Source organism: Streptomyces sp. NPDC006332 (genome assembly GCF_040612855.1).
Lineage (GTDB): Bacteria > Actinomycetota > Actinomycetes > Streptomycetales > Streptomycetaceae > Streptomyces.
Map to the genome: position 1 here is coordinate 1 of NZ_JBEXRA010000086.1, position 23000 is coordinate 23000.

The 23000-nt window shown below is 70.2% G+C and carries 16 protein-coding genes and 3 tRNA genes; 8 read left to right on the plus strand and 11 right to left on the minus strand.

The window, feature by feature from the left end; genetic code table 11:
- Positions 1-700: 700 nt before the first annotated feature.
- Together ABZ027_RS40595 and ABZ027_RS40600 are read right to left on the minus strand one after the other, a co-directional pair.
- The gene (locus tag ABZ027_RS40595) at positions 701-904 is read right to left on the minus strand and encodes a transposase family protein (protein ID WP_356777651.1); all 204 of its coding nucleotides are present in this window, start codon (positions 902-904) and stop codon (positions 701-703) included.
- A gap of 133 nt (positions 905-1037) precedes the next feature.
- On the minus strand, positions 1038-1661 hold the full coding sequence (locus tag ABZ027_RS40600) for a TetR/AcrR family transcriptional regulator (protein ID WP_356777653.1): 624 nt from the start codon (positions 1659-1661) through the stop codon (positions 1038-1040).
- 175 nt (positions 1662-1836) lie between these two features.
- On the opposite strand from ABZ027_RS40600, the gene ABZ027_RS40605 reads away from it, so the two are divergent.
- Positions 1837-2688: an alpha/beta hydrolase gene (locus ABZ027_RS40605; RefSeq protein ID WP_356777655.1), complete on the plus strand. Its 852-nt coding sequence runs from the start codon at positions 1837-1839 to the stop codon at positions 2686-2688.
- 687 nt (positions 2689-3375) lie between these two features.
- Here the strand turns inward: ABZ027_RS40605 and ABZ027_RS40610 are convergent.
- From ABZ027_RS40610 to ABZ027_RS40620, 3 genes are all read right to left on the minus strand, one after another.
- Positions 3376-3449, minus strand: a tRNA-Ile gene (locus tag ABZ027_RS40610).
- 176 nt (positions 3450-3625) lie between these two features.
- Positions 3626-3698, minus strand: a tRNA-Asn gene (locus ABZ027_RS40615).
- A gap of 6 nt (positions 3699-3704) precedes the next feature.
- A tRNA-Asn gene (locus tag ABZ027_RS40620) sits at positions 3705-3777 on the minus strand.
- 159 nt (positions 3778-3936) lie between these two features.
- Here ABZ027_RS40620 and ABZ027_RS40625 point away from each other — a divergent pair.
- The 4 genes from ABZ027_RS40625 to ABZ027_RS40640 all read left to right on the plus strand — a co-directional run bounded on the left by ABZ027_RS40625 (position 3937) and on the right by ABZ027_RS40640 (position 9603).
- Positions 3937-4242: a YtxH domain-containing protein gene (locus ABZ027_RS40625; protein WP_356777657.1), complete on the plus strand. Its 306-nt coding sequence runs from the start codon at positions 3937-3939 to the stop codon at positions 4240-4242.
- A gap of 73 nt (positions 4243-4315) precedes the next feature.
- Positions 4316-5770, plus strand: a complete 1455-nt coding sequence (locus ABZ027_RS40630; protein ID WP_356777659.1) for an FGGY family carbohydrate kinase — start codon at positions 4316-4318, stop codon at positions 5768-5770.
- Between the two features lie 174 nt (positions 5771-5944).
- The gene (locus ABZ027_RS40635) at positions 5945-7678 is read left to right on the plus strand and encodes an ABC transporter ATP-binding protein (protein WP_356777661.1); all 1734 of its coding nucleotides are present in this window, start codon (positions 5945-5947) and stop codon (positions 7676-7678) included.
- Positions 7675-9603, plus strand: a complete 1929-nt coding sequence (locus ABZ027_RS40640) for an ABC transporter ATP-binding protein (protein ID WP_356777679.1) — start codon at positions 7675-7677, stop codon at positions 9601-9603. Before ABZ027_RS40635 ends, ABZ027_RS40640 begins: the two co-directional genes overlap by 4 nt.
- Before the next feature lie 351 nt (positions 9604-9954).
- On the opposite strand, the gene ABZ027_RS40645 is transcribed toward ABZ027_RS40640, so the two are convergent.
- The 5 genes from ABZ027_RS40645 to ABZ027_RS40665 all read right to left on the minus strand — a co-directional run bounded on the left by ABZ027_RS40645 (position 9955) and on the right by ABZ027_RS40665 (position 17388).
- On the minus strand, positions 9955-11268 hold the full coding sequence (locus tag ABZ027_RS40645; protein WP_356777663.1) for an RNA polymerase sigma factor: 1314 nt from the start codon (positions 11266-11268) through the stop codon (positions 9955-9957).
- Between the two features lie 103 nt (positions 11269-11371).
- Complete coding sequence (gene dnaG / locus ABZ027_RS40650) at positions 11372-13276, minus strand: DNA primase (RefSeq protein ID WP_356777665.1); 1905 nt, start codon at positions 13274-13276, stop codon at positions 11372-11374.
- A 46-nt stretch (positions 13277-13322) separates the two neighbouring features.
- Positions 13323-14588, minus strand: a complete 1266-nt coding sequence (locus ABZ027_RS40655; protein ID WP_356777667.1) for an FAD-dependent oxidoreductase — start codon at positions 14586-14588, stop codon at positions 13323-13325.
- Between the two features lie 135 nt (positions 14589-14723).
- Positions 14724-16025 (minus strand): deoxyguanosinetriphosphate triphosphohydrolase, encoded by a 1302-nt coding sequence (locus ABZ027_RS40660; RefSeq protein WP_356777669.1) that lies wholly within the window; start codon positions 16023-16025, stop codon positions 14724-14726.
- A gap of 529 nt (positions 16026-16554) precedes the next feature.
- Complete coding sequence (locus ABZ027_RS40665; protein ID WP_356777671.1) at positions 16555-17388, minus strand: sirohydrochlorin chelatase; 834 nt, start codon at positions 17386-17388, stop codon at positions 16555-16557.
- A 212-nt stretch (positions 17389-17600) separates the two neighbouring features.
- Between ABZ027_RS40665 and ABZ027_RS40670 the strand changes: the two genes are divergently transcribed.
- Together ABZ027_RS40670 and ABZ027_RS40675 are read left to right on the plus strand one after the other, a co-directional pair.
- The gene (locus tag ABZ027_RS40670; protein ID WP_356777673.1) at positions 17601-18311 is read left to right on the plus strand and encodes an ElyC/SanA/YdcF family protein; all 711 of its coding nucleotides are present in this window, start codon (positions 17601-17603) and stop codon (positions 18309-18311) included.
- A gap of 108 nt (positions 18312-18419) precedes the next feature.
- Entirely contained in the window at positions 18420-20585 is a 2166-nt protein-coding gene (locus ABZ027_RS40675; RefSeq protein WP_356777675.1) for a molybdopterin oxidoreductase family protein, read from the plus strand.
- 40 nt (positions 20586-20625) lie between these two features.
- Here the strand turns inward: ABZ027_RS40675 and ABZ027_RS40680 are convergent, their stop codons facing one another.
- Positions 20626-21054 carry a gamma-glutamylcyclotransferase family protein gene (locus tag ABZ027_RS40680; RefSeq protein WP_356777681.1) on the minus strand — a complete coding sequence of 143 codons (429 nt, stop codon included), beginning with the start codon at positions 21052-21054 and terminating at the stop codon, positions 20626-20628.
- Positions 21055-21287: 233 nt separating this feature from the next.
- Between ABZ027_RS40680 and ABZ027_RS40685 the strand changes: the two genes are divergently transcribed.
- Positions 21288-23000 (plus strand): M4 family metallopeptidase (locus ABZ027_RS40685; RefSeq protein ID WP_356777677.1); only part of this gene is annotated, 1713 nt, incomplete at its 3' end.

The window sequence follows — 23000 nt, forward strand, 5'->3', positions numbered from 1 at the left end:
ATGAGAGGGATGCCCTCGCACCGAGGGCATGGGACCGCGGTGCCGGGTGCGGACGACGGCGGTGCTCATACCTGCACCTGCCGACCCGGCAACCCTCGATCGGTTTCATCAATGTATCAGATACTCATTCAGCGGCAACAAGCAAGCATCAATTAATAGTAAATCAGTAGCGCTCACGTATCTGCTACCGAGAGTCAATCGATGAGCTGGCGATGCGGCGGATCAGCTTGGGCCGCGGTGCGCGCCGAGCGCAGCGAGCGCACGACCCCTCAGACGGCGGAGCGGGTCCTCGCCCGGGACGCGAACGCCCCGACGAAGCAGATCGCCGCGACGCCAGGGCTGACCAGGAGCCCGGGTGCACACGGCGGCATAGCCGAAATGGCGAGGTCGAGCAGGACAGAGCACGCGATACGCAGCGCAGCGCCGCCAGCCAGAGACATCCAGGTCGCATCACTATGCGTGAGGCTGTCGAGGGCGCATATCGATCTGGCGATGCACGCCCAGCCGAACGGCAGCGACGGACGAGGGCCGTGCCGGACTCCGGACGAACCCGCGTAGGGCGTGCACTGACTGCCCTCATCCGAAGAGGTCATTGAGCATCGTGACGTTGCTGGTCACGGGTGCGGTGTGCGTGACGTTCGGGGTGCTCACGCTGGTCATGGCGGATGACTTCGGTGAAGATCGTCGGTCACGGGGAGATTTAGCGGTTCGTGAAGACCAGCAGGGCCTTGACCAGGGCGGTCACCCACGCCGGGTCGGCACGGACCTTGCCGAGAACGCGCCAGTTTTTGAGGTGGGCGAACCCGTGCTCGACCGGGGCGCTCACGGCCGCCAGCGCATTGCCGTACAGCCTCTGACCACGCGTCAGGGGTCTGTTCCGTGCCGCCTTGTAGCCGGTGATCACCGCCGGGTCGACGTCCGGGGCGCTGTCGTCCAGCCCGACGATCCCAGGTCGGCGATGGATCCGAGACCGGCCGCACGCAGCTTCTGCGCGAGCTGGTCATGCCACGCGAGTGGCCGGGTGCAGGCTGTCGGTCTCATCGGGGAGATGCCGGGTCGCCGGCGGCAAGGGCGGTGTCGATCAGAAGCTCCGCGATGGATCGGGCACACGTGGCGGTGTGACCGCTGTTGAGCGCGGCGGCGCGGGCAGCCCCGCCGTCGTAGAGCAGGGCGAGTTGCTCGCCGAGGGTTTCCGGGTCCGCGATCCCAGCCTGTCGTGCGATGCCCGCAAGACGACGGGCGAATTCCCTCTTGTGCGCCGCAACCAGCTGGTGCACGGGGTGGCCCGGGTCGGGCACCTCGATGCCGGCGTTCAAGAACGGGCAGCCTCGCAGTGGAGCGGTCGTGTCCTGCGGTGTCCAGTCGAAAACCGCGAGGAGCTGCGTGCGAGGATCCAGCGCCGGCTCGTCGGAAGGCTCACCGGAAGGTTGCAGGGGCGGGAGGTCGCTGTCCTCCAGTGCCTGCAGGTATGCCTGGACGAGCTCGTCCTTGCTGGGGAAATGCGTGTACAGGGTGCGCTTGGAGACGTTGGCGACCGTCGAGAGCTGGTCCATTCCGGTCGCGTTGATCCCCTGGGCGGTGAACAGCTTCGTCGCCGCCTTGAGGATCCGCTCCCGGGCGCCGCGGCCGCGGCGTCGCCGTACGGGGGTTGGTTCGGTCATAGCGTAAGGATACCGATCGGTTTACATAGCCCGACGTGGCTGCTACGGTTCTCTTAAGTACACCGATCGTCTTACTTAGCGGGTGGGGCGAGGACGTGTGATCGCCGCCGAGAGCGGACGACACTCGCTTTGCCCCTCCCACCGGGTACGCCGAACACGAAAAGAGAACCTGGTCATGAGCACGTTTCTGGCAGACAAGGCCGACAACCTGACCGTGGAGGGCTCCTCCGCGACGTTCACCTACCGGCGGCTGGGCCCGCAGGGCGGCACCCCGCTGGTCCTGCTGAACCGCTTCCGCGGCACCCTCGACTGGTGGGACCCGGAGTTCCTGGACCTTCTGGCCGAAGACCACGACGTGATCGTGTTCGACAACGTCGGCATCGGCTACACCGACGGGACTCCGCGTGACTCCGTCGAGGGCTTCGCCGACGGTGCCATCGAGTTCATCGAGGCCCTCGGCCTCACCCAGGCCGACCTGCTCGGCTGGTCCCTGGGCGGCATCGTCGCCCAGCACGTCACCCTCAAGCGCCCCGACCTGGTGCGCAAGCTCATCGTGGCGGGAAGCACCCCCGGCGGCCAGGTGCCCGGCGCGCCGGAGTTGAGCGAGAAGGTCCTGGGCATCATGGCCAAGCCAGAGCCCGACGCGGACGACATGATCTACCTGTTCTACCCGGAGACCGAGGCGGCCACTGCCTCCGGCCGCCAGCACATCGCCCACGTCTCCCCCCGGTTCGCCACCGGGCGCCCCTACGTGTCACAAGAGGCGGCCGCAGGCCTGCTCACCGCCGTCGGCAAGAGCGTGTCCACCCCGTGGGAGCAGGTACAGGCCGGCCTGGAATCCATCAAGCAACCGGTGCTGTACGCCAACGGGGTGGACGACGTGATGATCCCCGCCCTGGCTTCCTATGCAGCAGTCCAGCACCTGGAGAACGCCACCCTCGTCCTCTACACCGGCGCAGGCCACGGCTTCCTCTTCCAGTACGCCAAGGAGTTCGTCACCCAGGCGACCAACTTCCTCGCCGAGTGAGACCCGTGCCTCGTGAAGCTGCAGTTCATGGTCTGGCGTGAGGGGCCTGCGAAAGCACTCTCTTCAGGACCTTCTCGGACAGCTAATACCACCGCCATGACCATCAGCCGCGCCATCTTCGTCGGCCACCCGTTCCTCGGCGTGAAGGGGAGCCAGACCTTGGGCCCGCACGGCCGGCTGCTCGCTGGGCAGGGCTACATCACGATGGCTTTCGACTCCTCAGCAAGGCGGCCGAACCCAAGGAACTCCCACGACGACAGCCCTGGCCATCGGGACGCGTGCACCCACTCGTCTCGGGTCACGGGGCCGTTTTCAGTACGGGCCGTTTCTCTCGCGCGCCGATCGGCCTCGTTGGCAACTGCATGAGCCCATTGCCACCACGCCGCACCCACTCCGCTCCCCGGGGCAGCGTGGAACGCAGTCCTCAAGTCCAACGCCCTCCGAGCCTCTCCCCCGCGCCTCCGGCCTCAGGATGGCCTCAATACATGACCCTGTCGCAACAGAGCCGGGCGGAACACGTCTCAGTGGCAGCACATCGGTACGCGTCCATGCAGGTCAGAAGGCCATCAGCCAAAGCAGACACACCCAGGCGTCAAACCCGCGAGCAGCGGATTCAGTCCGTTCAGGCAAAGTTGACGATCCGGCAGGACAAAATGAACGTTTCCGCAGGTCAGAACCCTGCACAAGTGGGGCGGGTGGGACTCGAACCCACGGCCGACGGATTATGAGTCCGCTGCTCTAACCGGCTGAGCTACCGCCCCATAACGGCGTGTCGCGTACACGTGTGCGCGCCGTCTGCCGCAGCATAGCCGCTCATACGATCTCCTGCTTCGGATGGTCGACTTCGCCCGGCGTGCACGTCCTTGAGGACCGCGCCGCGTCGCGCACGGTTCCGCCGGACATGAAAAAGGACCCCTGCGGGGCCCTCTTCACGCTGCTCTCCCGACTGGACTCGAACCAGTAACCTGCCGGTTAACAGCCGGCTGCTCTGCCAATTGAGCTACGGAAGATCGAAGCTCCCCCGACTGGACTCGAACCAGTAACCTGCCGGTTAACAGCCGGCTGCTCTGCCAATTGAGCTACGGAGGATTGCCTCGTTGCATCGAACGTAACTCCCTGGGTATTCGCCAGGGGGCGGGCGCTCGCTGCGACACATACATTAGCGCAAGCAGGGGGGTGCTCCGCCAATCGGTTCCCCTCCGGCACCGACACCAGGCCTAGGAAGCACACAAGGGAAGGGTGGCCGCCATGCGCTACCGGCTCACGTTCGTCGTCGGGCTCGCTCTGGGTTACGTCCTGGGCACGAAGGCCGGACGCGAGCGCTACGAGCAGTTGAAGAACTCCGCGCGCCAGGTCTCGCAGAACCCCGCCGTCCGCAACACCGCCGAGTCCGCCGCACAGCAGGGCCGGCAGTTCGCGGGGAAGGCGTACCACGTGGTGAGCGACAAGGTCGGCGACCGGGTTCCGGACTCGGTGGCACAACGGGTGCGGTCCCTGCGCGAACGCAACGCGGACGGCTCCGGCGCGGACGACTGGGGCACCAGCAACACCTGAGGAACAGGCGAGGAACGGGTCCACCCCTGCGGCCCGGCAGCGACAGCCCTCACAGTGCGGCAGAATTTTGGCCATGGGGATAGTCGCCGGGTTGGACAGTTCACCCGATTTCACTCGTATCGTCGTCTGCGACACGGACACCGGTGCCGTGCTCAGGCAGGGGTATGCGCCGCATCCGGTGGAGAACGCCGAGGGCGGCGGCCGGCCTGCCGACGTCGATCCGCAGGCCTGGCTGCTGTCCCTCGGTGAAGCCGCCGGTGGCGGGCTCCTGGAGGGCGTGCAGGCCATCGGCGTGTCCGCGCAGCAGAACGCGGTGGTGCCGCTGGACTCCCAGGGCAACACGGTGCGGCCGGCGATGGTCGGCGGGGACAAGCGGGCGCAGGTCGCGGCGGCCGATCTGATCGACGCGCTCGGCGGACGCGAGGCGTGGGCGCAGGCGGTGGGCTGTGTTCCGCAGGCCGCGCAGCCGGTGACCAAGCTGCGCTGGCTGAACAGGACCGAGCCGGACAACGCCCGGCGCACCGCCGTCCTCCTACAGGCGCACGACTGGCTGGTGTGGCAGCTGCTGGGCCGGCCGGTGCGAAGGACCACCGACCGGGGCGGTGCCTCCGGTACCGGGTACTGGTCCGCGGCCAGCGGCGGCTATCGGCCCGACCTGGTCGAGCTGGCGCTCGGCCACCAGGCGATGCTGCCCGAGGTGATCGGTCCCGCCGACGCGGCCGGTACGACACCGGAGGGGCTGCTGATCTCCGCCGGGACCGGAGAGACCATGGCCGCCGCCTTCGGGCTGGGCCTGGGCTTCGGGGACGCCGTGGTGTCGCTGGGCGCTTCCGGGTCCGTGATGGCCGTCCATCCCGAGGCGCTCGTCGACAACACCGGGATGATCACCTCCCTGGCCGACGCGACCGGCATGCACCTGCCCGTCGTCACCACCCTGAACGCCGTACGGACCCTGCGGGGGGCCGCCGAGATGCTCGGGGTGCCCGATCTGGAGAGCCTGTCGGATCTGGCGATGAAGTCGACTCCGGGGGCCCACGGGCTGGTGCTGTTGCCCTATCTGGAGGGTGAGCGCACGCCGAACCTGCCGCACGCCGCCGGGACGCTGTCGGGCCTCAGGCGCGAGTCGATGAAGCCGGAGCATCTGGCGCGGGCCGCGTTCGAGGGCATGCTGTGCGGACTCGCGGACGCGCTCGACGTGCTGCGCGGCCGGGGTGTGGAGGTGCGCCGGATCTTCCTGCTCGGTCAGGCCGCCGAGCTGTCCGCCGTGCAGGCCTCGGCGCCCGCCCTGTTCGGGACGCAGGTCGTGGTGCCGCAGCCCGCCGACTACGCGGCGATCGGTGCCGCCCGGCAGGCCGCCTGGTCGCTCGGGGTGTCGCAGGGCACGCTCGATCCGCGTAACCCGCCGGCCTGGCAGGGCGCGGCCGCGCAGGTGCTGGACCCCGGTGAGGAACTGGCCGTGGGGCAGGCGGTGCGGCAGCAGTTCGTGTCGGTGCGGGAGCAGACACATCCGGGGGTCTTCCGGACGTAGGGGCGGAAGCGGCCTCGCGGAAGGTAAGAAACCGGTAGGAGGAGCCCCCGTAGAGCCGAACGGGCCACCACGTCGGCTTAATTCGGTTGAGGTAACGCGGGTGGAGTGTCCGACGATAGGGGCCAGGGGCAACCAAACCATCGCCGCCCCACCGCCGACTCCGAGAGACACAGCGTGCTCATACGACTTCTGCGGGCCCATCTCAGGCCCTACAGAAAACCCATCGCTCTGCTGGTGCTGCTGCAGTTCCTGCAGACCTGCGCCACCCTCTACCTGCCCACGCTGAACGCGGACATCATCGACGACGGCGTGGTGAAGGGCGACACCGGATACATCCTGTCCTTCGGCGCCCTGATGATCGGCATCTCGCTGGTACAGGTCGTGTGCAACATCGGTGCCGTGTATTACGGCGCCCGGACCGCCTCCGCGATGGGCCGGGACGTCCGGGCCGCCGTCTTCGACCGGGTGCAGTCCTTCTCGGCCCGCGAGGTCGGCCAGTTCGGCGCGCCCTCGCTGATCACCCGTACGACCAATGACGTGCAGCAGGTCCAGATGCTGGCCCTGATGACGTTCACGCTGATGGTGTCGGCGCCCATCATGTGCGTGGGCGGGATCGTGCTGGCGCTCGGTCTGGACGTACCGCTGTCCGGGGTGCTGGTCGCGGTCGTACCGGTGATGGGCGTCAGTGTGACGCTGATCATCCGCAAGCTGCGCCCGCTGTTCAGGTCCATGCAGGTGCGGCTGGACACGGTGAACCGGGTGCTGCGCGAGCAGATCACCGGCAACCGGGTCATCCGCGCGTTCGTGCGGGACGAGTACGAGCAGCAGCGCTTCCGGAAGGCCAACACCGACCTGACCGAGATGTCGCTGGGCACCGGCAACCTGCTGGCGCTGATGTTCCCCATCGTGATGACGGTGGTGAACCTGTCGTCGATCGCCGTGGTGTGGTTCGGCGCGCACCGCATCGACAGCGGGGCCATGCAGATCGGCGATCTGACCGCGTTCCTCGCCTATCTGATGCAGATCGTGATGTCCGTGATGATGGCCACCTTCATGTTCATGATGGTGCCGCGCGCGGAGGTGTGCGCCGAGCGCATCGAGGAGGTCCTGGACACCTCGTCGAGCGTGGTGCCGCCGAAGGCCCCGGTCACGGAGCTGCGCCGGCACGGCCATCTGGAGATCCGTGGCGCGGGCTTCCACTACCCGGGGGCCGAGGAGCCGGTGCTCAGGTCGATCGACCTGGTGGCGCTGCCCGGTGAGACGACCGCCGTGATCGGCTCGACCGGCAGCGGGAAGTCCACGCTGCTCGGGCTGGTGCCGAGACTGTTCGACGCGACCGACGGGGAGGTGCTCGTCGACGGCGTGAGCGTGGCGGCCATCGAGCCGCGGCTGCTGGCGAAGACGGTCGGGATGGTGCCGCAGAAGCCGTACCTGTTCGCCGGCACGGTGGCCACGAACCTGCGCTACGGCCATCCGGACGCCACCGACGAGGAGCTGTGGCACGCGCTGGAGGTGGCGCAGGCCAAGAGCTTCGTCGAGCGGCTGGACGGCGGGCTCGACGCGCCGATCGCGCAGGGCGGTACCAATGTCTCCGGCGGTCAGCGGCAGCGGCTCGCGATCGCCCGCACCCTGGTGCAACGGCCGGAGATCTACCTCTTCGACGACTCCTTCTCCGCGCTCGACTACGCCACAGACGCGGCTCTGCGCGCGGCTCTCGCGCGGGAGACCGCCGAGGCGACCGTGGTGATCGTCGCCCAGCGGGTGGCGACCATCCGGGACGCCGACCGGATCGTCGTCCTCGACGAGGGCCGGGTCGTCGGCACCGGCACCCACCACGAACTGATGGCGGACAACGAGACCTACCGGGAGATCGTGCTCTCCCAGCTGACGGAAGCGGAGGCTGCCTGATGGGGCCGGCGGCACGGATGATGGCCGGGGCGGGTCCCGACAGCCATTCGATGGATTTCAAGGGGTCGGGCAAACGGCTCATCGGTCAGTTCAAGCCCGAGCGGCTGACGATCTACGCGCTGCTGTTCTGCGTGGTGGTCAGCGTCGGACTGTCGGTGGTGGGGCCGAAGATCCTCGGCAAGGCCACCGACCTGGTCTTCTCGGGCATCATCGGGCGGCAGATGCCGGCCGGGGCCACCAAGGAGGAGGTCCTTCGGTCCATGCGGGAGCGGGGCGAGGGCTCCGTCGCCGACATGCTCCGCAGCACCGACTTCACCCCCGGCAAGGGCATCGACTTCGGTGCCGTCGGGGAGGTGCTGCTGCTGGCGCTGACCGTGTTCGTCATCGCCGGTCTGCTGATGGCGGTGGCCACCCGGCTGGTGAACCGGGCGGTCAACCGGACCATGTACCGGATGCGCGAGGACGTGCAGACGAAGCTGTCGCGGCTGCCGCTGTCGTACTTCGACAAGCGGCAGCGCGGTGAGGTGCTCAGCCGGGCCACCAACGACATCGACAACATCGGGCAGACGCTCCAGCAGTCGATGGGCCAGCTGATCAACTCGGTGCTCACCATCATCGGTGTGCTGGTGATGATGTTCTGGGTGTCGTGGCTGCTGGCGCTGGTCGCGCTGGTCACCGTGCCGCTGTCGTTCGTGGTGGCCACCCGGGTGGGCAAGCGGTCACAGCCGCACTTCGTGCAGCAGTGGCGCACCACCGGCAAGCTCAACGCGCACATCGAGGAGATGTACACCGGGCACACCCTGGTGAAGGTGTTCGGGCGGCAGGACGAGTCGGCCGAGCGGTTCGCCGAGCAGAACGACGCGCTGTACGAGGCCGGGTTCAAGGCGCAGTTCAACAGCGGGGTCATGCAGCCGCTGATGATGTTCGTGTCCAACCTGAACTATGTGCTGGTCGCGGTCGTCGGCGGGCTGCGGGTCGCCTCCGGCACGCTGTCCATCGGTGACGTGCAGGCCTTCATCCAGTACTCGCGGCAGTTCTCGATGCCGCTGACGCAGGTCGCGTCGATGGCGAACCTGGTGCAGTCGGGTGTCGCCTCGGCCGAGCGGGTCTTCGAACTCCTGGACGCGGAGGAGCAGGAGGCGGATCCGGTGCCGGGCGTGCGGCCGGAGGAACTGCGCGGGCGGGTGGCGCTGGAGCACGTGTCGTTCCGGTACGACCCCGAGAAGCCGCTCATCGAGGATCTGTCGCTGACGGTGGAGCCCGGGCACACGGTCGCGATCGTGGGGCCGACGGGAGCGGGCAAGACCACCCTGGTCAACCTGCTCATGCGGTTCTACGACGTCTCCGGCGGGCGGATCACCCTCGACGGCGTCGACATCGCGAGGATGTCCCGCGACGAACTGCGCGCCGGGATCGGCATGGTGCTCCAGGACACCTGGCTGTTCGGCGGCACGATCGCCGAGAACATCGCGTACGGCGCCTCGCGGGAGGTCACCCGCGGGGAGGTCGAGGAGGCGGCGCGGGCGGCCCACGCGGACCGGTTCGTGCGGACGCTGCCGGACGGCTACGACACCGTGATCGATGACGAGGGCAGCGGGGTCAGCGCCGGTGAGAAGCAGCTGATCACCATCGCGCGGGCGTTCCTGTCCGACCCGGTGATCCTGGTCCTCGACGAGGCGACGAGTTCCGTGGACACGCGCACCGAGGTGCTGATTCAGAAGGCGATGGCGAAGCTGGCGCACGGGCGTACGTCGTTCGTGATCGCGCACCGGTTGTCGACGATCCGGGACGCGGACACGATCCTGGTGATGGAGAACGGGTCGATCGTCGAGCAGGGGGCGCACACGGATCTGCTGGCGGCCGACGGGGCGTACGCGCGGTTGTACAAGGCGCAGTTCGCGCAGGCGGTGGCTGAGGTGGATTAGCGTTTTTCGCCCCCGCCGCCCCTACCCGTCCCGTACCTGGGGGCTCTGCCCCCAGACCCCCGCTCCTCAAACGCCGGAGGGGCTGGAGAACAGCCGCCCTACCCGTCCCGTACCTGGGAGGCTCCGCCCCCCAGACCCCGCTCCTCAAACGCCGGAGGGGCTGGAGAACAGCCGGCCTAGCCGTCCCGTACCTGGGAGGCTCCGCCCCCCCAGACCCCGCTCCTCGAACGCCGGAGGGGCTGGAGAACAGCCGCCCTACCCGTCCCGAATTTGGGGGCTCTGCCCCCAGACCCCCGCTCCTCAAACGCCGGAGGGGCTGGGGGGCAGCGGGTGGGGGCGGTGTTGCCTGCCTCAGTCCAGGTAGCCCCGTAGTTGGTCGGCGAAGGCGTGGTCGCGGAGTTTGTTGAGGGTCTTGGACTCGATCTGGCGGATGCGTTCACGGGTCACGCCGAAGATGCGGCCTATTTCCTCCAGCGTGCGCGGGCGGCCGTCGGCCAGGCCGTAGCGGAGTTGGACGACCTTGCGTTCTCGTTCGCCGAGGGTGGAGAGGACCGCTTCCAGGTGCACGCGGAGCAGCAGGAACGCCGCCGACTCGACCGGGCTGGTGGCGTCGCCGTCCTCGATGAGATCGCCGAGGGCGACGTCGTCCTCCTCGCCGACGGGGGCGTGCAGGGAGATCGGCTCCTGGGCCAGCCGCAGGACCTCGCTGACGCGTTCCGGCGCCAGGTCGAGGTGGTGGGCGACTTCCTCCGGCGTCGGTTCGTAGCCCCGTTCCTGGAGCATCCGGCGCTGGACGCGGATGACGCGGTTGATCAGCTCGACCACGTGCACCGGGACGCGGATGGTGCGGGCCTGGTCGGCGAGGGCGCGGGACATGGCCTGGCGGATCCACCAGGTGGCGTACGTGGAGAACTTGTAGCCGCGGGCGTAGTCGAACTTCTCGACCGCCCGGATCAGGCCCAGGTTTCCCTCCTGGACCAGGTCGAGCATGGTCAGGCCGCGGCCGACGTACCGTTTGGCGACCGAGACGACCAGCCGCAGGTTCGCCTCGATCAGTCGGCGTTTGGCCATCCGGCCCAGGACGACGAGCCGGTCCAGGTCGTGGGCGAGTTCGCTGTCCAGGTTGGGGGTGGTGCTGAGTTTCTCCTCGGCGAACAGGCCGGCCTCGACCTTGCGGGCGAGGTCGACCTCCTCCGCCGCGGTGAGCAGCGGAATGCGTCCGATCTCGCGCAGGTACTGGCGGAACAGGTCCGAGGAGGGTCCGCTGGTGTCGGCCTTGGCGCGGGTCCGTTCGGGGGGTTCGACGGGTTCCGGTTCGGGGGCCTCGGCGTTCTCGACCGCGTCCGGGGGTGGTTCCTCCAGCTCGGCCGGGGTCTCCGGCTCCGCCTCGGGATGGTGCACGGCACGGCTCTGCGGGGGGACCGCGGCGAGGGCGTCGGTCTCGGGGTCCGGTTCCGTGTCGTCGGTACCGATGTCGGTCTGGGTGAGGGTCTGGGTCTGCACGGGGGCGACCTCCAGGATGATCGCTGCTGAGGTGTGCGGCAGCGGTACTTCGGGGGCGGAGTCGACGGCCTCGCCGCTGTCCGTCCCGTACGCGATGAGCGCGACCGCGGGGGTGTGGGATCCGCTGGGAACGGATCGGCCGCGCTCCGAGGACTCAGGCACCGCAACCCAGTGTGGAGTACGACACATCGCCGCCACGAGGGGCGTGCGGTGACTTTTTGAGTCCGGCCCGTGACCGCGTGGTGATCCGGCCCGAGCGGTTTCCTCAGAGCGCAGCGGCTCCGTGCTCGCGTAGTGCCTGGTCGTACTGCTGGAGTACCCACAACTCGTTCTGCACGGCGGCCGACTGGGCCGGATCGCCGCCCGCTGCCAGCCGGGCCATCTGGGACTGGACGTCCCGGATCCGGCGCTCCACGGCGCGACGGCGGACGGTGACCAGCACCATGCCCGCGTACACCTCGTCCACCGTGCGCCGCATGATGGGCTCGACGGCCAGTTCGGTGACCATCGCGCGTACGGCGTCGTCCGGGGCTGTCCCGCGGACCCGGACCAGGTACTCCTGGGGGTCCGGTACGCCGAGTTCGGCGCCGCCCGACTCCATGATCGCCTCGCGTACCGCCGCGTAGGGCGCCGCGGTGAACTCGTCGATGCCGTAGGCGTCGAACGCGGGTGAGACCAGGTCCGGGCGCTGGAGGGCGAGTTTGAGCAGTTCACGCTCGGTGGCGTAGACCGGGTTGCGCAGGTTCAGGGCGGCGCCGTACGGGGCGGGGCGGGGGGCGGCGTCGTACTGCTGCTGCCCTGGGCCGCGGGCCGGCGCGGGGCCGCGGCCGCCTCGGTCGCGGGCCCAACGGGCCAGCTGGGCCACGCGTTTGACCACGAACTGGGTGTCGAGGATGCCGAGCATGCCGGCCAGCTGGACGGCGACCTCGTGCTGGGCGCCGCTGTTCTTGATGCGGGCGACGATGGGGGCGGCCTCGTCCAGCGCGGCGGCCCGGCCGGCCGGGGTGTCCAGGTCGTAGCGGACGACGATCTGGCGCAGCGCGAACTCGAAGAGCGGGGTGCGGGGTTCCACCAGGTCGGCGACCGCCTCGTCGCCCTTGGCGAGGCGCAGCTCGCAGGGGTCCATGTTGTCGGGCGCGATCGCGATGTACGTCTCGGCGGCGAACTTCTGGTCGTCCTCGAAGGCGCGCAGGGCGGCCTTCTGGCCGGCCGCGTCGCCGTCGAAGGTGAAGATCACGCGGGCCGAGCCGTTGTCCATCAGGAGGCGGCGCAGGATCTTGATGTGGTCGCCGCCGAAGGCGGTGCCGCAGGTCGCGATCGCCGTCGTCACTCCCGCCAGATGGCAGGCCATGACGTCGGTGTAGCCCTCGACCACCACCGCGCGGCTGGACTTGGCGATGTCCTTCTTCGCCAGGTCGATGCCGTACAGCACCTGGGACTTGCGGTAGATCGCGGTGTCGGGCGTGTTGAGGTACTTGGGGCCGTTGTCCGCCTCGTACAGCTTGCGGGCGCCGAAGCCGACGACCTCGCCGCCGATGTCGCGGATCGGCCACATCAGCCGGCCGCGGAAGCGGTCGATGGGGCCGCGGCGGCCCTCCTGGGAGAGGCCGGAGAGGACGAGTTCCTTGTCGGTGAAGCCCTTGCCGCGGAGGTGGCGGGTGAGATGGTCCCAGCCCTGGGGGCTGTAGCCGACGGAGAAGTGTTCCGCGGCGGCCTGGTCGAAGCCGCGCTCGGCGAGGAACGTACGGCCGGTGTCGGCTTCCGGGCTGGTGGCCAGCTGCTCCATGTACCACTGGGCGGCGATCTTGTGGGCCTCGACCAGGCGGATCCGCTCACCGCGCTGGTGGGCGGGGTTGTAGCCGCCCTCCTCGTAGCGCAGGGTGATGCCGGCCTGGGCGGCGAGGCGCTCGACGGCCTCGGAGAAGGAGAGGTGGTCGACCTTCATCACGAACGTGATGGTGTCGCCGCCCTCCTGGCAGCCGAAGCAGTGGAAGAAACCCTTGCTGGGGCTGACCTGGAAGGACGGCGACTTCTCGTCGTGGAAGGGGCACAGCCCCTTGAGGTTTCCGCCGCCCGCGTTGCGCAGTTGGAGGTACTCGGACACCACGGCGTCGATCGGGACCGCGTCCCGTACCGCCTTCACGTCCTCGTCGTTGATCCGTCCAGCCACGCATGGATTCTACGGGGACGGTGGGACAGTCGATCGCCTCGCGGGTTCACGGGACCAGACGATCCAGCGGGACGTGCGGGTCCGCCAGCGCCTCGGTGTCCACCTGTGCCCGGGAGCGGATCAGCTGCTGGATGGGCTCTGTGACGTCCCACACGTTCACGTTCATCCCGGCCAGCACCCGGTTCTCCTTCACCCAGAACGCGATGAACTCACGTTTGCCCACGTCCCCCCGGATCACCACTTCGTCGTAGGACCCCGGGGGCGCCCAGCCGGAGTACTCCATGCCCATGTCGTACTGGTCGGAGAAGAAGTAGGGCACCCGGTCGTAGGTGACGTCCCGGCCGAGCATCGCGTGGGCCGCCGCCGGGCCGCCGTTGAGGGCGTTCGCCCAGTGTTCGACGCGCAGCCGGGTGTCGAAGAGGGAGTGGTGGAACGAGGCCACGTCACCGGCCGCGTAGATGTGGGGGTCGGAGGTGCGCAGTCGGGAGTCGACCGCGATGCCGCCGCCGTCGGCGCGGACGGCCAGCTCCAGTCCGGCCGCCTCCGCGAGTGCGGTGCGCGGGGCCGCGCCGACCGCGGCGAGGACGTCGTGCGCGGGGTGCTCCTCGCCGTCGTCGGTGCGGACGGCCAGCACCATGCCGTCCTGGCCGACGATCTCGGTGAGCCGGGCGCCGAAGTGGAAGCGGACGCCGTGCTCGCGGTGCAGTTCGGCGAAGAGGTTGCCGAGCTCGGGGCCGAGGACGCCGTGCAGCGGGGTCGCCCCGTGTTCGACGACGGTGACCTCGGCGCCGTACTCCCGGGCCGCCGCCGCGACCTCCATGCCGATCCAGCCGGCGCCCGCGATCACGAGGTGGCCGTTGTCCCGGCCCAGGGCGGCCAGGACGCCCTTGAGGCGTTCGGCGTGGGCGAGTCGGCGCAGGTGGTGGACGCCCGCGAGGTCGGTGCCCGGGACGTCCAGGCGGCGGGGTTCGGCACCGGTGGCGAGGAGCAGTTTGTCGTAGCGCACGAGCGTGCCGTCCTCGCCGAAGCGGACCGTCTTGGCCGTACGGTCGATGGCGTCCACGGTCTGGCCGAGGTGCAGCTCGATGTCGTTGCGCGCGTACCAGGCCGGTTCGTGCACGAAGACGGTGCCGCGTTCCTCCTTGCCGAGCAGGTAGCCCTTGGACAGCGGCGGGCGCTCGTAGGGGTGGTCGCGTTCGTCGCAGATCAGTATCACGCGGCCGGTGAAGCCCTCCGCCCGGAACGTCTCGGCCGCCTTCGCCCCGGCCAGTCCGCCTCCGACGATGACGAATGTCTGATCCGCGTCGACCACTTGTTGCCTCCTCATAAGCGTGCCGCCACATGCGAGCGTCCCGCACGGGGTGTGATGCGGGAAGAGGGAGTGGCCCGATCAGGCCACGGAGGGTCACATTCGGGCACGCGTCATGTCACCCCTGTCGCTTCAGCATCACAGATGCCCGGTCAGACGGGCGTGAAGCGAACGGGCGGACGCGTCGGTCAGGGAGGCGATCTGATCGACGATCACCCGCTTGCGCGCGCGGTCGTCCGCTGCCTGGTCGAACAGGGCCCGGAACTGCGGGTCGAGCCCGTCGGGGGCGCGGGCGGTGAGCGCCTCGGCGAGTTCGGCGACCACGATCCGCTGGTCGGCACGGAGCCGCTCCTGTTCGGCGCGCTGCATGACGTACCGGTCGGCGACCGCCTTGAGGACCGCGCACTCCAGGCGGGTCTCGCGCGGTACGACGAGTTCGGCGCGGTATCTCGTCAGCCGGCCAGTGCCGTACGCCGCACGGGTGGCGGTCTCGGCGGCGAGGCAGAAACGGCCGATGAGCTGGCTGGTGGCGTCCTTGAGGCGGGCCTGGGCGACGGCCGAACCGTCGTAGCCGTGCGGCCACCACTCCTGGTCCTGGAGCCGGTCGAGGGCGGCGGCGAGTTCGGCGTGGTCGGTGTTTTCGGCCACGTACCGGCCGACGGCGACCGCGAAGACCGCGCGGCGTTCCGGTTCGGCGTGCAGCAGGTCGGGGTCGATGTGGCCGGCGTGCAGGCCGTCCTCGACGTCGTGCACGGAGTACGCCACGTCGTCCGCCCAGTCCATGACCTGGGCCTCGAAGGTGGTACGGGTGCCGGGGGCGCCCTCGCGGACCCAGTCGAACACCGGCCGGTCGTCCTCGTAGACGCCGAACTTCGGGGACCGGGGGTCGGTGGGGTGGGCGCCTCGGGGCCAGGGGTACTTGGTGGCGGCGTCCAGGGCGGCGCGGGTGAGGTTGAGGCCGACGGAGGCCTCGGCGACGAAGCGTTTGGGTTCGATGCGGGTGAGGAGCCTGAGCGACTGGGCGTTGCCCTCGAAGCCGCCGCAGTCGTCGGCGAACTCGTTGAGGGCCTGTTCGCCGTTGTGGCCGAACGGGGGGTGGCCGAGGTCGTGGGAGAGGCAGGCCGCTTCGACCAGGTCGGGGTCGCAGCCGAGGGCGGCGCCGAGTTCCCGGCCGACCTGGGCGCATTCCAGGGAGTGGGTGAGGCGGGTGCGGGGGCTGGCGTCCCAGGCGGGGGTCCGGGTTCCTGGTGTGACCACCTGGGTCTTGCCGGCGAGCCTTCTGAGGGCGGACGAGTGCAGGATGCGGGCGCGGTCGCGTTGGAAGGCGGTGCGGCCTGGGCGTTTGTCTGGTTCTGCGGCCCAGCGGGCGACTGACGTCGGGTCGTAGCCGGGGGGTGGGGTGTGGGGGTGTTCGGGTGCGGTGCGTTCGGTGCCTTCCATGGGTTGACACTAAGCGCCGGTGGTCGCCATCGGGGGGCCTACGCGTCTGCCTGGTTCCGGTGTGGGGCGGGTGCGGGTGCGATGTGGTTGGTCGCGCAGTTCCCCGCGCCCCTAGGTGGGTGGGCTTGCCCGGGGATTCAGGCTGACGCCAGTGGTCAGCGTCGGGGGCCCACGCGTCTGCCTCGTCCGGTGTGGGGCGGGTGCGGGTGCGATGTGGTTGGTCGCGCAGTTCCCCGCGCCCCTGGGGGTGGGTGGGCTTGCCCGGGGATTCAGGCTGACGCCGGTGGTCAGCGTCGGGGGCCTACGCGTCTGCCTGGTCCGGTGTGGGGCGGGTGCGGGTGCGATGTGGTTGGTCGCGCAGTTCCCCGCGCCCCTAGGTGGGTGGGCTTGCCCGGGGATTCAGGCTGACGCCGGTGGTCAGCGTCGGGGGCCTACGCGTCTGCCTCGTCCGGTGTGGGGCGGGTGCGGGTGCGATGTGGTTGGTCGCGCCGTTCCCCCCTCCCCTAGGTGGGGGTGCTTGCCCGGGGTTTCAGGCTGAGGCCAGGGCGGGTTCCGTTGTGGTCCGTGTGGACAGGGAGTGGTCGTAGCGGTGGAGGAGGAGGTGGGCCAGGGCGGGGTGGGTGCCGAGGGGGGCCGAGGCGATCCAGGGGGCTTTGGACGCGCACTGGGTGGCGAAGAGGCCGGGGGCGGTGAAGTAGGAGGCGACGGCGACTCGGTGGCGGCCTCGGGCGGACAGGGCGCGGAGGGCCGTCTCGATGGTGGGCTTGGCGGCTGAGGCGTACGCGGGGATCACCGGGACGCCGAGGCGTTCGGCGAGGAGGTGGGCCGTGCGGCTCGTGTCGGTGGCCGCGTCGGGGTCGCGGGAACCGGCCGCGGCGAGAACCACCGCGCTGGTGCGGCGGGTCGCCTCGTCCACGGGGGTGCGCCAGCCGGCCTCGACGAGGCGGTCGTAGAGGGCGTCCACGAGCAGCGGGTGCGGGCCGAGCGGGGCGGCCACGCGGGTGGTTGCCGGTGCGGCGGCGGCCATCTCGGGGATGTCCCGTTTGACGTGGTAGCCGCGGCTGAGGAGCAGCGGTACGAGGACGGCGTCGCCGGTGCCCAGGGAGGCAAGCGTGTCGGGGAGCAGCGGCGCGTTCAGCTCGATGTGGCCGAGGCGCACGGGCAGGCCGGGGCGCAGCTCACGGACCTGGTCGAGGAGCGTGTGGACGGTGCTCAGGGTGCGCGGGTCGCGGCTGCCGTGGGCCACGACGACGAGCGCGGGCGGCTCGGGCCGGCGTCGGCCGTCGAGCGCGACGAGGCCGAGCCGGGTGGCGAGCCGGCTGCTGATCGGGTTCATGTGGTGCGCCGTACTGATCGCCGTCATGTGTCGATGGTGACGGCGTGAGGTTGCCTTCCCGTTGCACGGGAATGACGGGTGTTTTCCGGCGGTTCACGGGGGGCTTCGGGGCACTGTGAGGTGCCGTGACCTGCGGTTCCGTCGTCCACGGGTGAAGCTGGTCACAGGACGGCCGACGAACCGGGCGGGCTTGGCTGTCGTCTCTGACTGCCGAAGGACCGACCGGGGAGGGACCGTCGATGCGTCTGCCGAAGCTGCGAAGACCCCTGCGTGGACCCCTGCGGCGACCCCGTCTGCCGCGTACCCGCGCCGGGCAGCGGCGGCTGGTGCAGGCCGTGATGGCGGGGTGCGTGCTGGCTCTGCTGCCGGCGACCTGGCTGTACGTCTCGACGGACGGGCGGCTGCGCACCACGGCCGACGCGCCCCGCACCGAGGTCGCCGTCGTCTTCGGTGCCGGTCTGTGGGACGGCGAGCCGTCGCCGTACCTCGCCCACCGGCTGGACGCGGCGGCGCAGCTGTACCGGGAGGGCCGGATCGAGGTGGTCCTGGTTACCGGCGACAACAGCCGCGAGGACTACGACGAACCCGACGCCATGCGCGCCTACCTGACACGGCACGGCGTCCCGGGCACGCGGATCGTGAGCGACTACGCGGGCTTCGACACCTGGGACTCCTGCGTGCGCGCGAAGAAGATCTTCGGCGTCGACAAGGCCGTGTTGATCAGCCAGGACTTCCACATCCGACGGGCGCTCGCGCTGTGCCGGGCGGCGGGTGTGACGTCCTACGGCGTCGGCGTCGCCGCCAAGCACGACGTGACCTGGTACTACGGGGGCGCCCGGGAGATCCTCGCGGCGGGCAAGGCCGCCCTGGACGCGGTGTTCGAGCCGGATCCGCGGTTCCTGGGGCCGAGGGAGCCCGGGGTCGGCCGGGCGTTGGCGTCGGCGCGTTGAGGGGGATGTGCGCCTCACGGCGCCTCCAGGCGTGCGGGGAGGTCGCCGTCCCGGTCGCGTAACACGGTGCCGCCCGGGGCGTAACACGTCCGAAGCACGCTGAGTGGCATGGAGAACTCCGTGACGCCCACGCACTGCCCGTACTGCGCCCTGCAGTGCGGGATGAACCTGACGCCCACGCCGGACGGGACCGTCGAGGTCGGCGAGCGGACGGATTTCCCGGTGAACCGGGGGGCGCTGTGCGGCAAGGGCCGTACCGCGCCCGCGGTGCTGGCGTCGAGCGTGCGCCTGACCACCCCGTTGGTGCGCTCCGCCGGCGCGCTCGTGCCCGCCACCTGGGACGAGGCACTGGACCGGATCGCCGAGGGCCTGTCCCGCACGCGTACGGAACATGGCCCGGACGCGTGCGGGGTCTTCGGCGGGGGCGGCCTGACGAACGAGAAGGCGTACACGCTCGGCAAGTTCGCGCGGGTGGTCCTGGGCACCTCGCAGATCGACTACAACGGCCGTTTCTGCATGTCGTCGGCGGCGGCCGGGGGGATCAAGGCGTTCGGCCTGGACCGCGGGCTGCCCTTCCCGCTGGAGGACATCCCGCGGACGGGGTGCGTGATCCTGGTCGGCTCCAACCTCGCCGAGACCATGCCGCCGTCCCTGAGGTTCTTCACCGAGCTGCGGGAGAACGGCGGCACGCTGATCGTCGTCGACCCGCGCCGCACGAAGACCGCCGAGCAGGCCGACCTGCATCTGGCGCCCCGGCCGGGCACGGATCTCGCGCTGGCACTGGGGCTGTTGCACCTGATCGTCGCCGAGGGACGGGTCGACGAGGCGTACGTCGCCGAACGCACGGCCGGCTGGGAGGACGCCCGCGCGGCGGCGATGGCCCACTGGCCGGAGTACGTGGAACGGATCACGGGGGTGTCCGTTCCGCAACTCCGGGAAGCGGTAAGGATGTTCTGCGAGCCCGAGAACGCGATGGTGCTCACCGCGCGCGGGCCCGAGCAGCAGTCCAAGGGCACGGACACCGTGGGCGCGTGGATCAACCTGTGCCTGGCGACCGGCCGCGCGGGGCGTCCGCTGTCCGGGTACGGCTGCCTGACCGGGCAGGGCAACGGGCAGGGCGGACGCGAACACGGCCAGAAGGCCGACCAGTTGCCCGGCTACCGCAAGCTGGACGATCCGGCGGCGCGGCGGCATGTCGCCGAGGTATGGGGCGTGGACCCCGACTCGCTGCCGGGCCCCGGGCGCAGCGCGTACGAGCTGCTGGACGCGCTCGGCACCGACATCAGGTCACTGCTGCTGATGGCGTCGAACCCGGTGGTGTCGGCGCCGCGCGCCGCGCACATCGAGGAGCGGCTGCGGTCGCTGGACTTCCTCGCCGTCTGTGACGTGGTGCTCTCGGAGACCGCCGAGCTCGCGGACGTCGTCCTGCCGGTCACCCAGTGGGCGGAGGAGACGGGCACCACCACCAACCTGGAGGGCAGGGTGCTGCTGCGCCGGCAGGCGATCACCCCGCCGGAGAACATCCGCAGCGATCTGCAAGTCATGCACGAACTGGCCGCACGTCTCGGCGTGGAGAAGGGCTTCCCGACCGACCCCGAGGAGGTCTTCGAGGAACTGCGCCGGGCCAGCGCGGGCGGACCCGCGGACTACTCCGGGATCACCTATCGCCGACTGGCGGAGGAGAACGGCGTGTTCTGGCCGTGTCCGGCGACGGACGGGGACGGGGACGGGGACAGGGCGCGGGGTGGTGACGCGGGCGGGGACGCAAGCGTGGGGGTGGCATCGGGCGACGACGCCTCCGACGGGCCGCATCCCGGCACTCCCCGGCTCTTCCTCGACCGTTTCGCCACCGCTGACGGCCGGGCCCGTTTCGTCGCCGTCTCGCATCGGGCGATCGCCGAGGAACCCGACGAGGAGTACCCGGTGCTGCTGACGACCGGGCGGGTCGTGGCCCAGTACCAGTCCGGCGCCCAGACCCGCCGCGTCGACGAGCTGAACGCCGCCGCGCCCGGTCCGTTCGTCGAACTGCACCCCCGGCTGGCGGAGCGGCTCGGTGCGGCCGAGGGCGACCCGGTGGCCGTGGTGTCCCGGCGGGGCCGTGCCGTGGCGCCGGCCCGGATCACCACCGCGATCCGTCCGGACACCGTGTTCATGCCCTTCCACTGGCCCGGCGAGGGCCGCGCCAACACCCTCACCAACCCGGCGCTCGACCCGACGTCACGCATGCCGGAGTTCAAGGCGTGCGCGGTGCGGCTGGAGACGGTGGAGTCGTAGGCGGGGCGCGTCGGGGTGGGGTGGGCGGCGGGGTTACGGCTCACCGTGCCGACCAGTCGCCGCTCCCGATGGGCGTCCCGGCGGCGCGCAGACGGGCGGCCACGGAGGGCGCCGCGACGTACACCCATGCGCGTACGGTCCGCCCGTCGCCGTCGAGGATCACCTCGCGCTCCACGCGTTCGTAGAGGCTGCGCGGATCCCCCGGCGCGTACTCCTCCAGCCGGTCCAGCGCGACCAGCAACTCCCCGTACACCTCGGGCAGCGCGGTGACGACCTCGCCGTGCACCACTCCCCCGCGGTCCTCCACGGCGTACGGATAGCCGGGCCCCTCGTACAGCACCGCGCCGTCGAGCCGGCCCGGCTCCTCGGAGCGGGTGCGGCCGCGCAGGAAGAGGTCGTGGTTGGGCTCGCCGGGGCGGAGGGTCCCGTAGACGAAGAAGGGCAGTTGCTGGGCGGTCACAGAAACGATTCTCACTCCTCACACACCTCCCCCTCGGCGCCATAGACATGGCATGTCTATGGCGCGTTCAATCTTGATCAAGATCCGCGAAGCCCCCACGTCACGCGCCCCCGCCCCACTGCGCCCCCCGCCCCTCCGCGCTCTCACGCCCCTCCGCGCTCTCACGTCATGTGCCACCCCCCACGCTCCGCGCGCCCCCTTCACGCCCTCACGCCCTCTCAGGCGCCTTTCCGAGGAGACCGATGAGCCGGATACGGCCGTACGCCCGAGGTTCCCGTCGTCTCGCCACCGTCGGCGCAGCCGCCACCACCGCCACCCTGCTGGCCACCGCACTCAGTCCCGCCGCCGACGCGGCCGACCGGCCGACCCGGGCCACCGCGATCGAGAACGCGACGTCGGTGCTCGCGGACCGGGCCGCGGCGCTGGGTCTGAGCGACGCGCAGGCCACGACCGTCCGGGACGTCGTGGTGGACGCGGACGGCACACAACACGTCCGCTACGACCGTACGTACCACCAACTGCCCGTTCTCGGCGGCGACTTCGTGGTGCACCTGGCCCCCGACGGCAGCTACCGCGGCGCCAGCCTCGCCACCAGGGGCGTGATCTCGCTCGCGAGCGTCACGCCGAAGCTGTCCGCGCCGAAGGCCGCCGACCTCGCGGTGAACGCGCTGCGCGCCGTCAACCTCGGCGAGACCCTGCGCCGGATCACCGCCAAGTCGCAGCTGGTGGTCGACACCCTGCACGGCACCCCGAAGCTGGCCTGGCGGACGAACGCCGTCGCGCAGGACTCCCTCGGCAACCCCGCCGCGCGGACGGTCCTGACGGACGCCGGCACCGGTAGCCAGATCGACGCCTGGAGCACCATCGAGACGGCGTCGGGCGACGGCAAGTCCCTGTACGGCGGCACGGTTCCGCTGCAGACGACGCTGTCGGGATCGACGTACCAGCTGAAGGACTCCACGCGCGGGAACACCTACACCGGTGACGCGGCGAACAAGACGGACCTGTGCGTCCTGACGATCTGCCCGAGCCCGGCGCCCTCGACGGTCTTCACCGACCCGGACAACCACTGGGGCACAGGCACCTCCGCCGACCGCGCCTCGGCCGCGGTGGACGCACAGTACGGCACGGACGAGACCTGGGACTACTACAAGGACGTCCACGGCCGCGACGGCATCGCGGGCGACGGCAAGGGCTCGTACAACCGGGTGCACTACGGCGACAACTACAACAACGCCTTCTGGGACGACAGTTGCTTCTGCATGACGTACGGCGACGGTGACGGGAAGACGTTCGGTCCGCTGGTGTCCCTGGACGTGGCCGGCCACGAGATGTCACACGGTGTGACGTCGAAGACGGCGGCGCTGGCCTACTCGGGCGAGTCGGGCGGCCTGAACGAGGCCACCTCCGACATCTTCGGCACCCTGGTGGAGTTCCACGCCGACAACCCCTCCGACCCTGGCGACTACCTGATCGGCGAGAAGGTGGTCCGCTCCGACTTCGGCCGGGACGCCCTGCGCCGCATGGACAAGCCGTCCAAGGACGGCAAGTCGGCGGACTACTGGAGCAGTTCGCTCGGCGACCTCGACGTCCACTACTCGTCCGGGGTCGCGAACCACTTCGCGTACCTGCTGGCCGAGGGCAGCGGCGCCAAGACCATCAACGGCGTCAGCTACGACTCCCCCACCCACGACGGCAAGGCGGTGACGGGGATCGGCCGGGACAAGCTGGGCGCGATCTGGTACCGGGCGCTGACGGTCTACATGACGTCCTCGACGAACTACGCGGCCGCCCGCACGGCGACCCTGAACGCGGCGAAGGACCGGAACGCAGATCGCGGCCATCGCCACCGAGGACGACGCCACTCGAACGCTCAAGCGCTGATCTCGCTGGTACGCTGGCAAACGGCTGCTGACCCCGTGCGGGAGAGTCCTTCGGGCGACATCCGGAGGCGC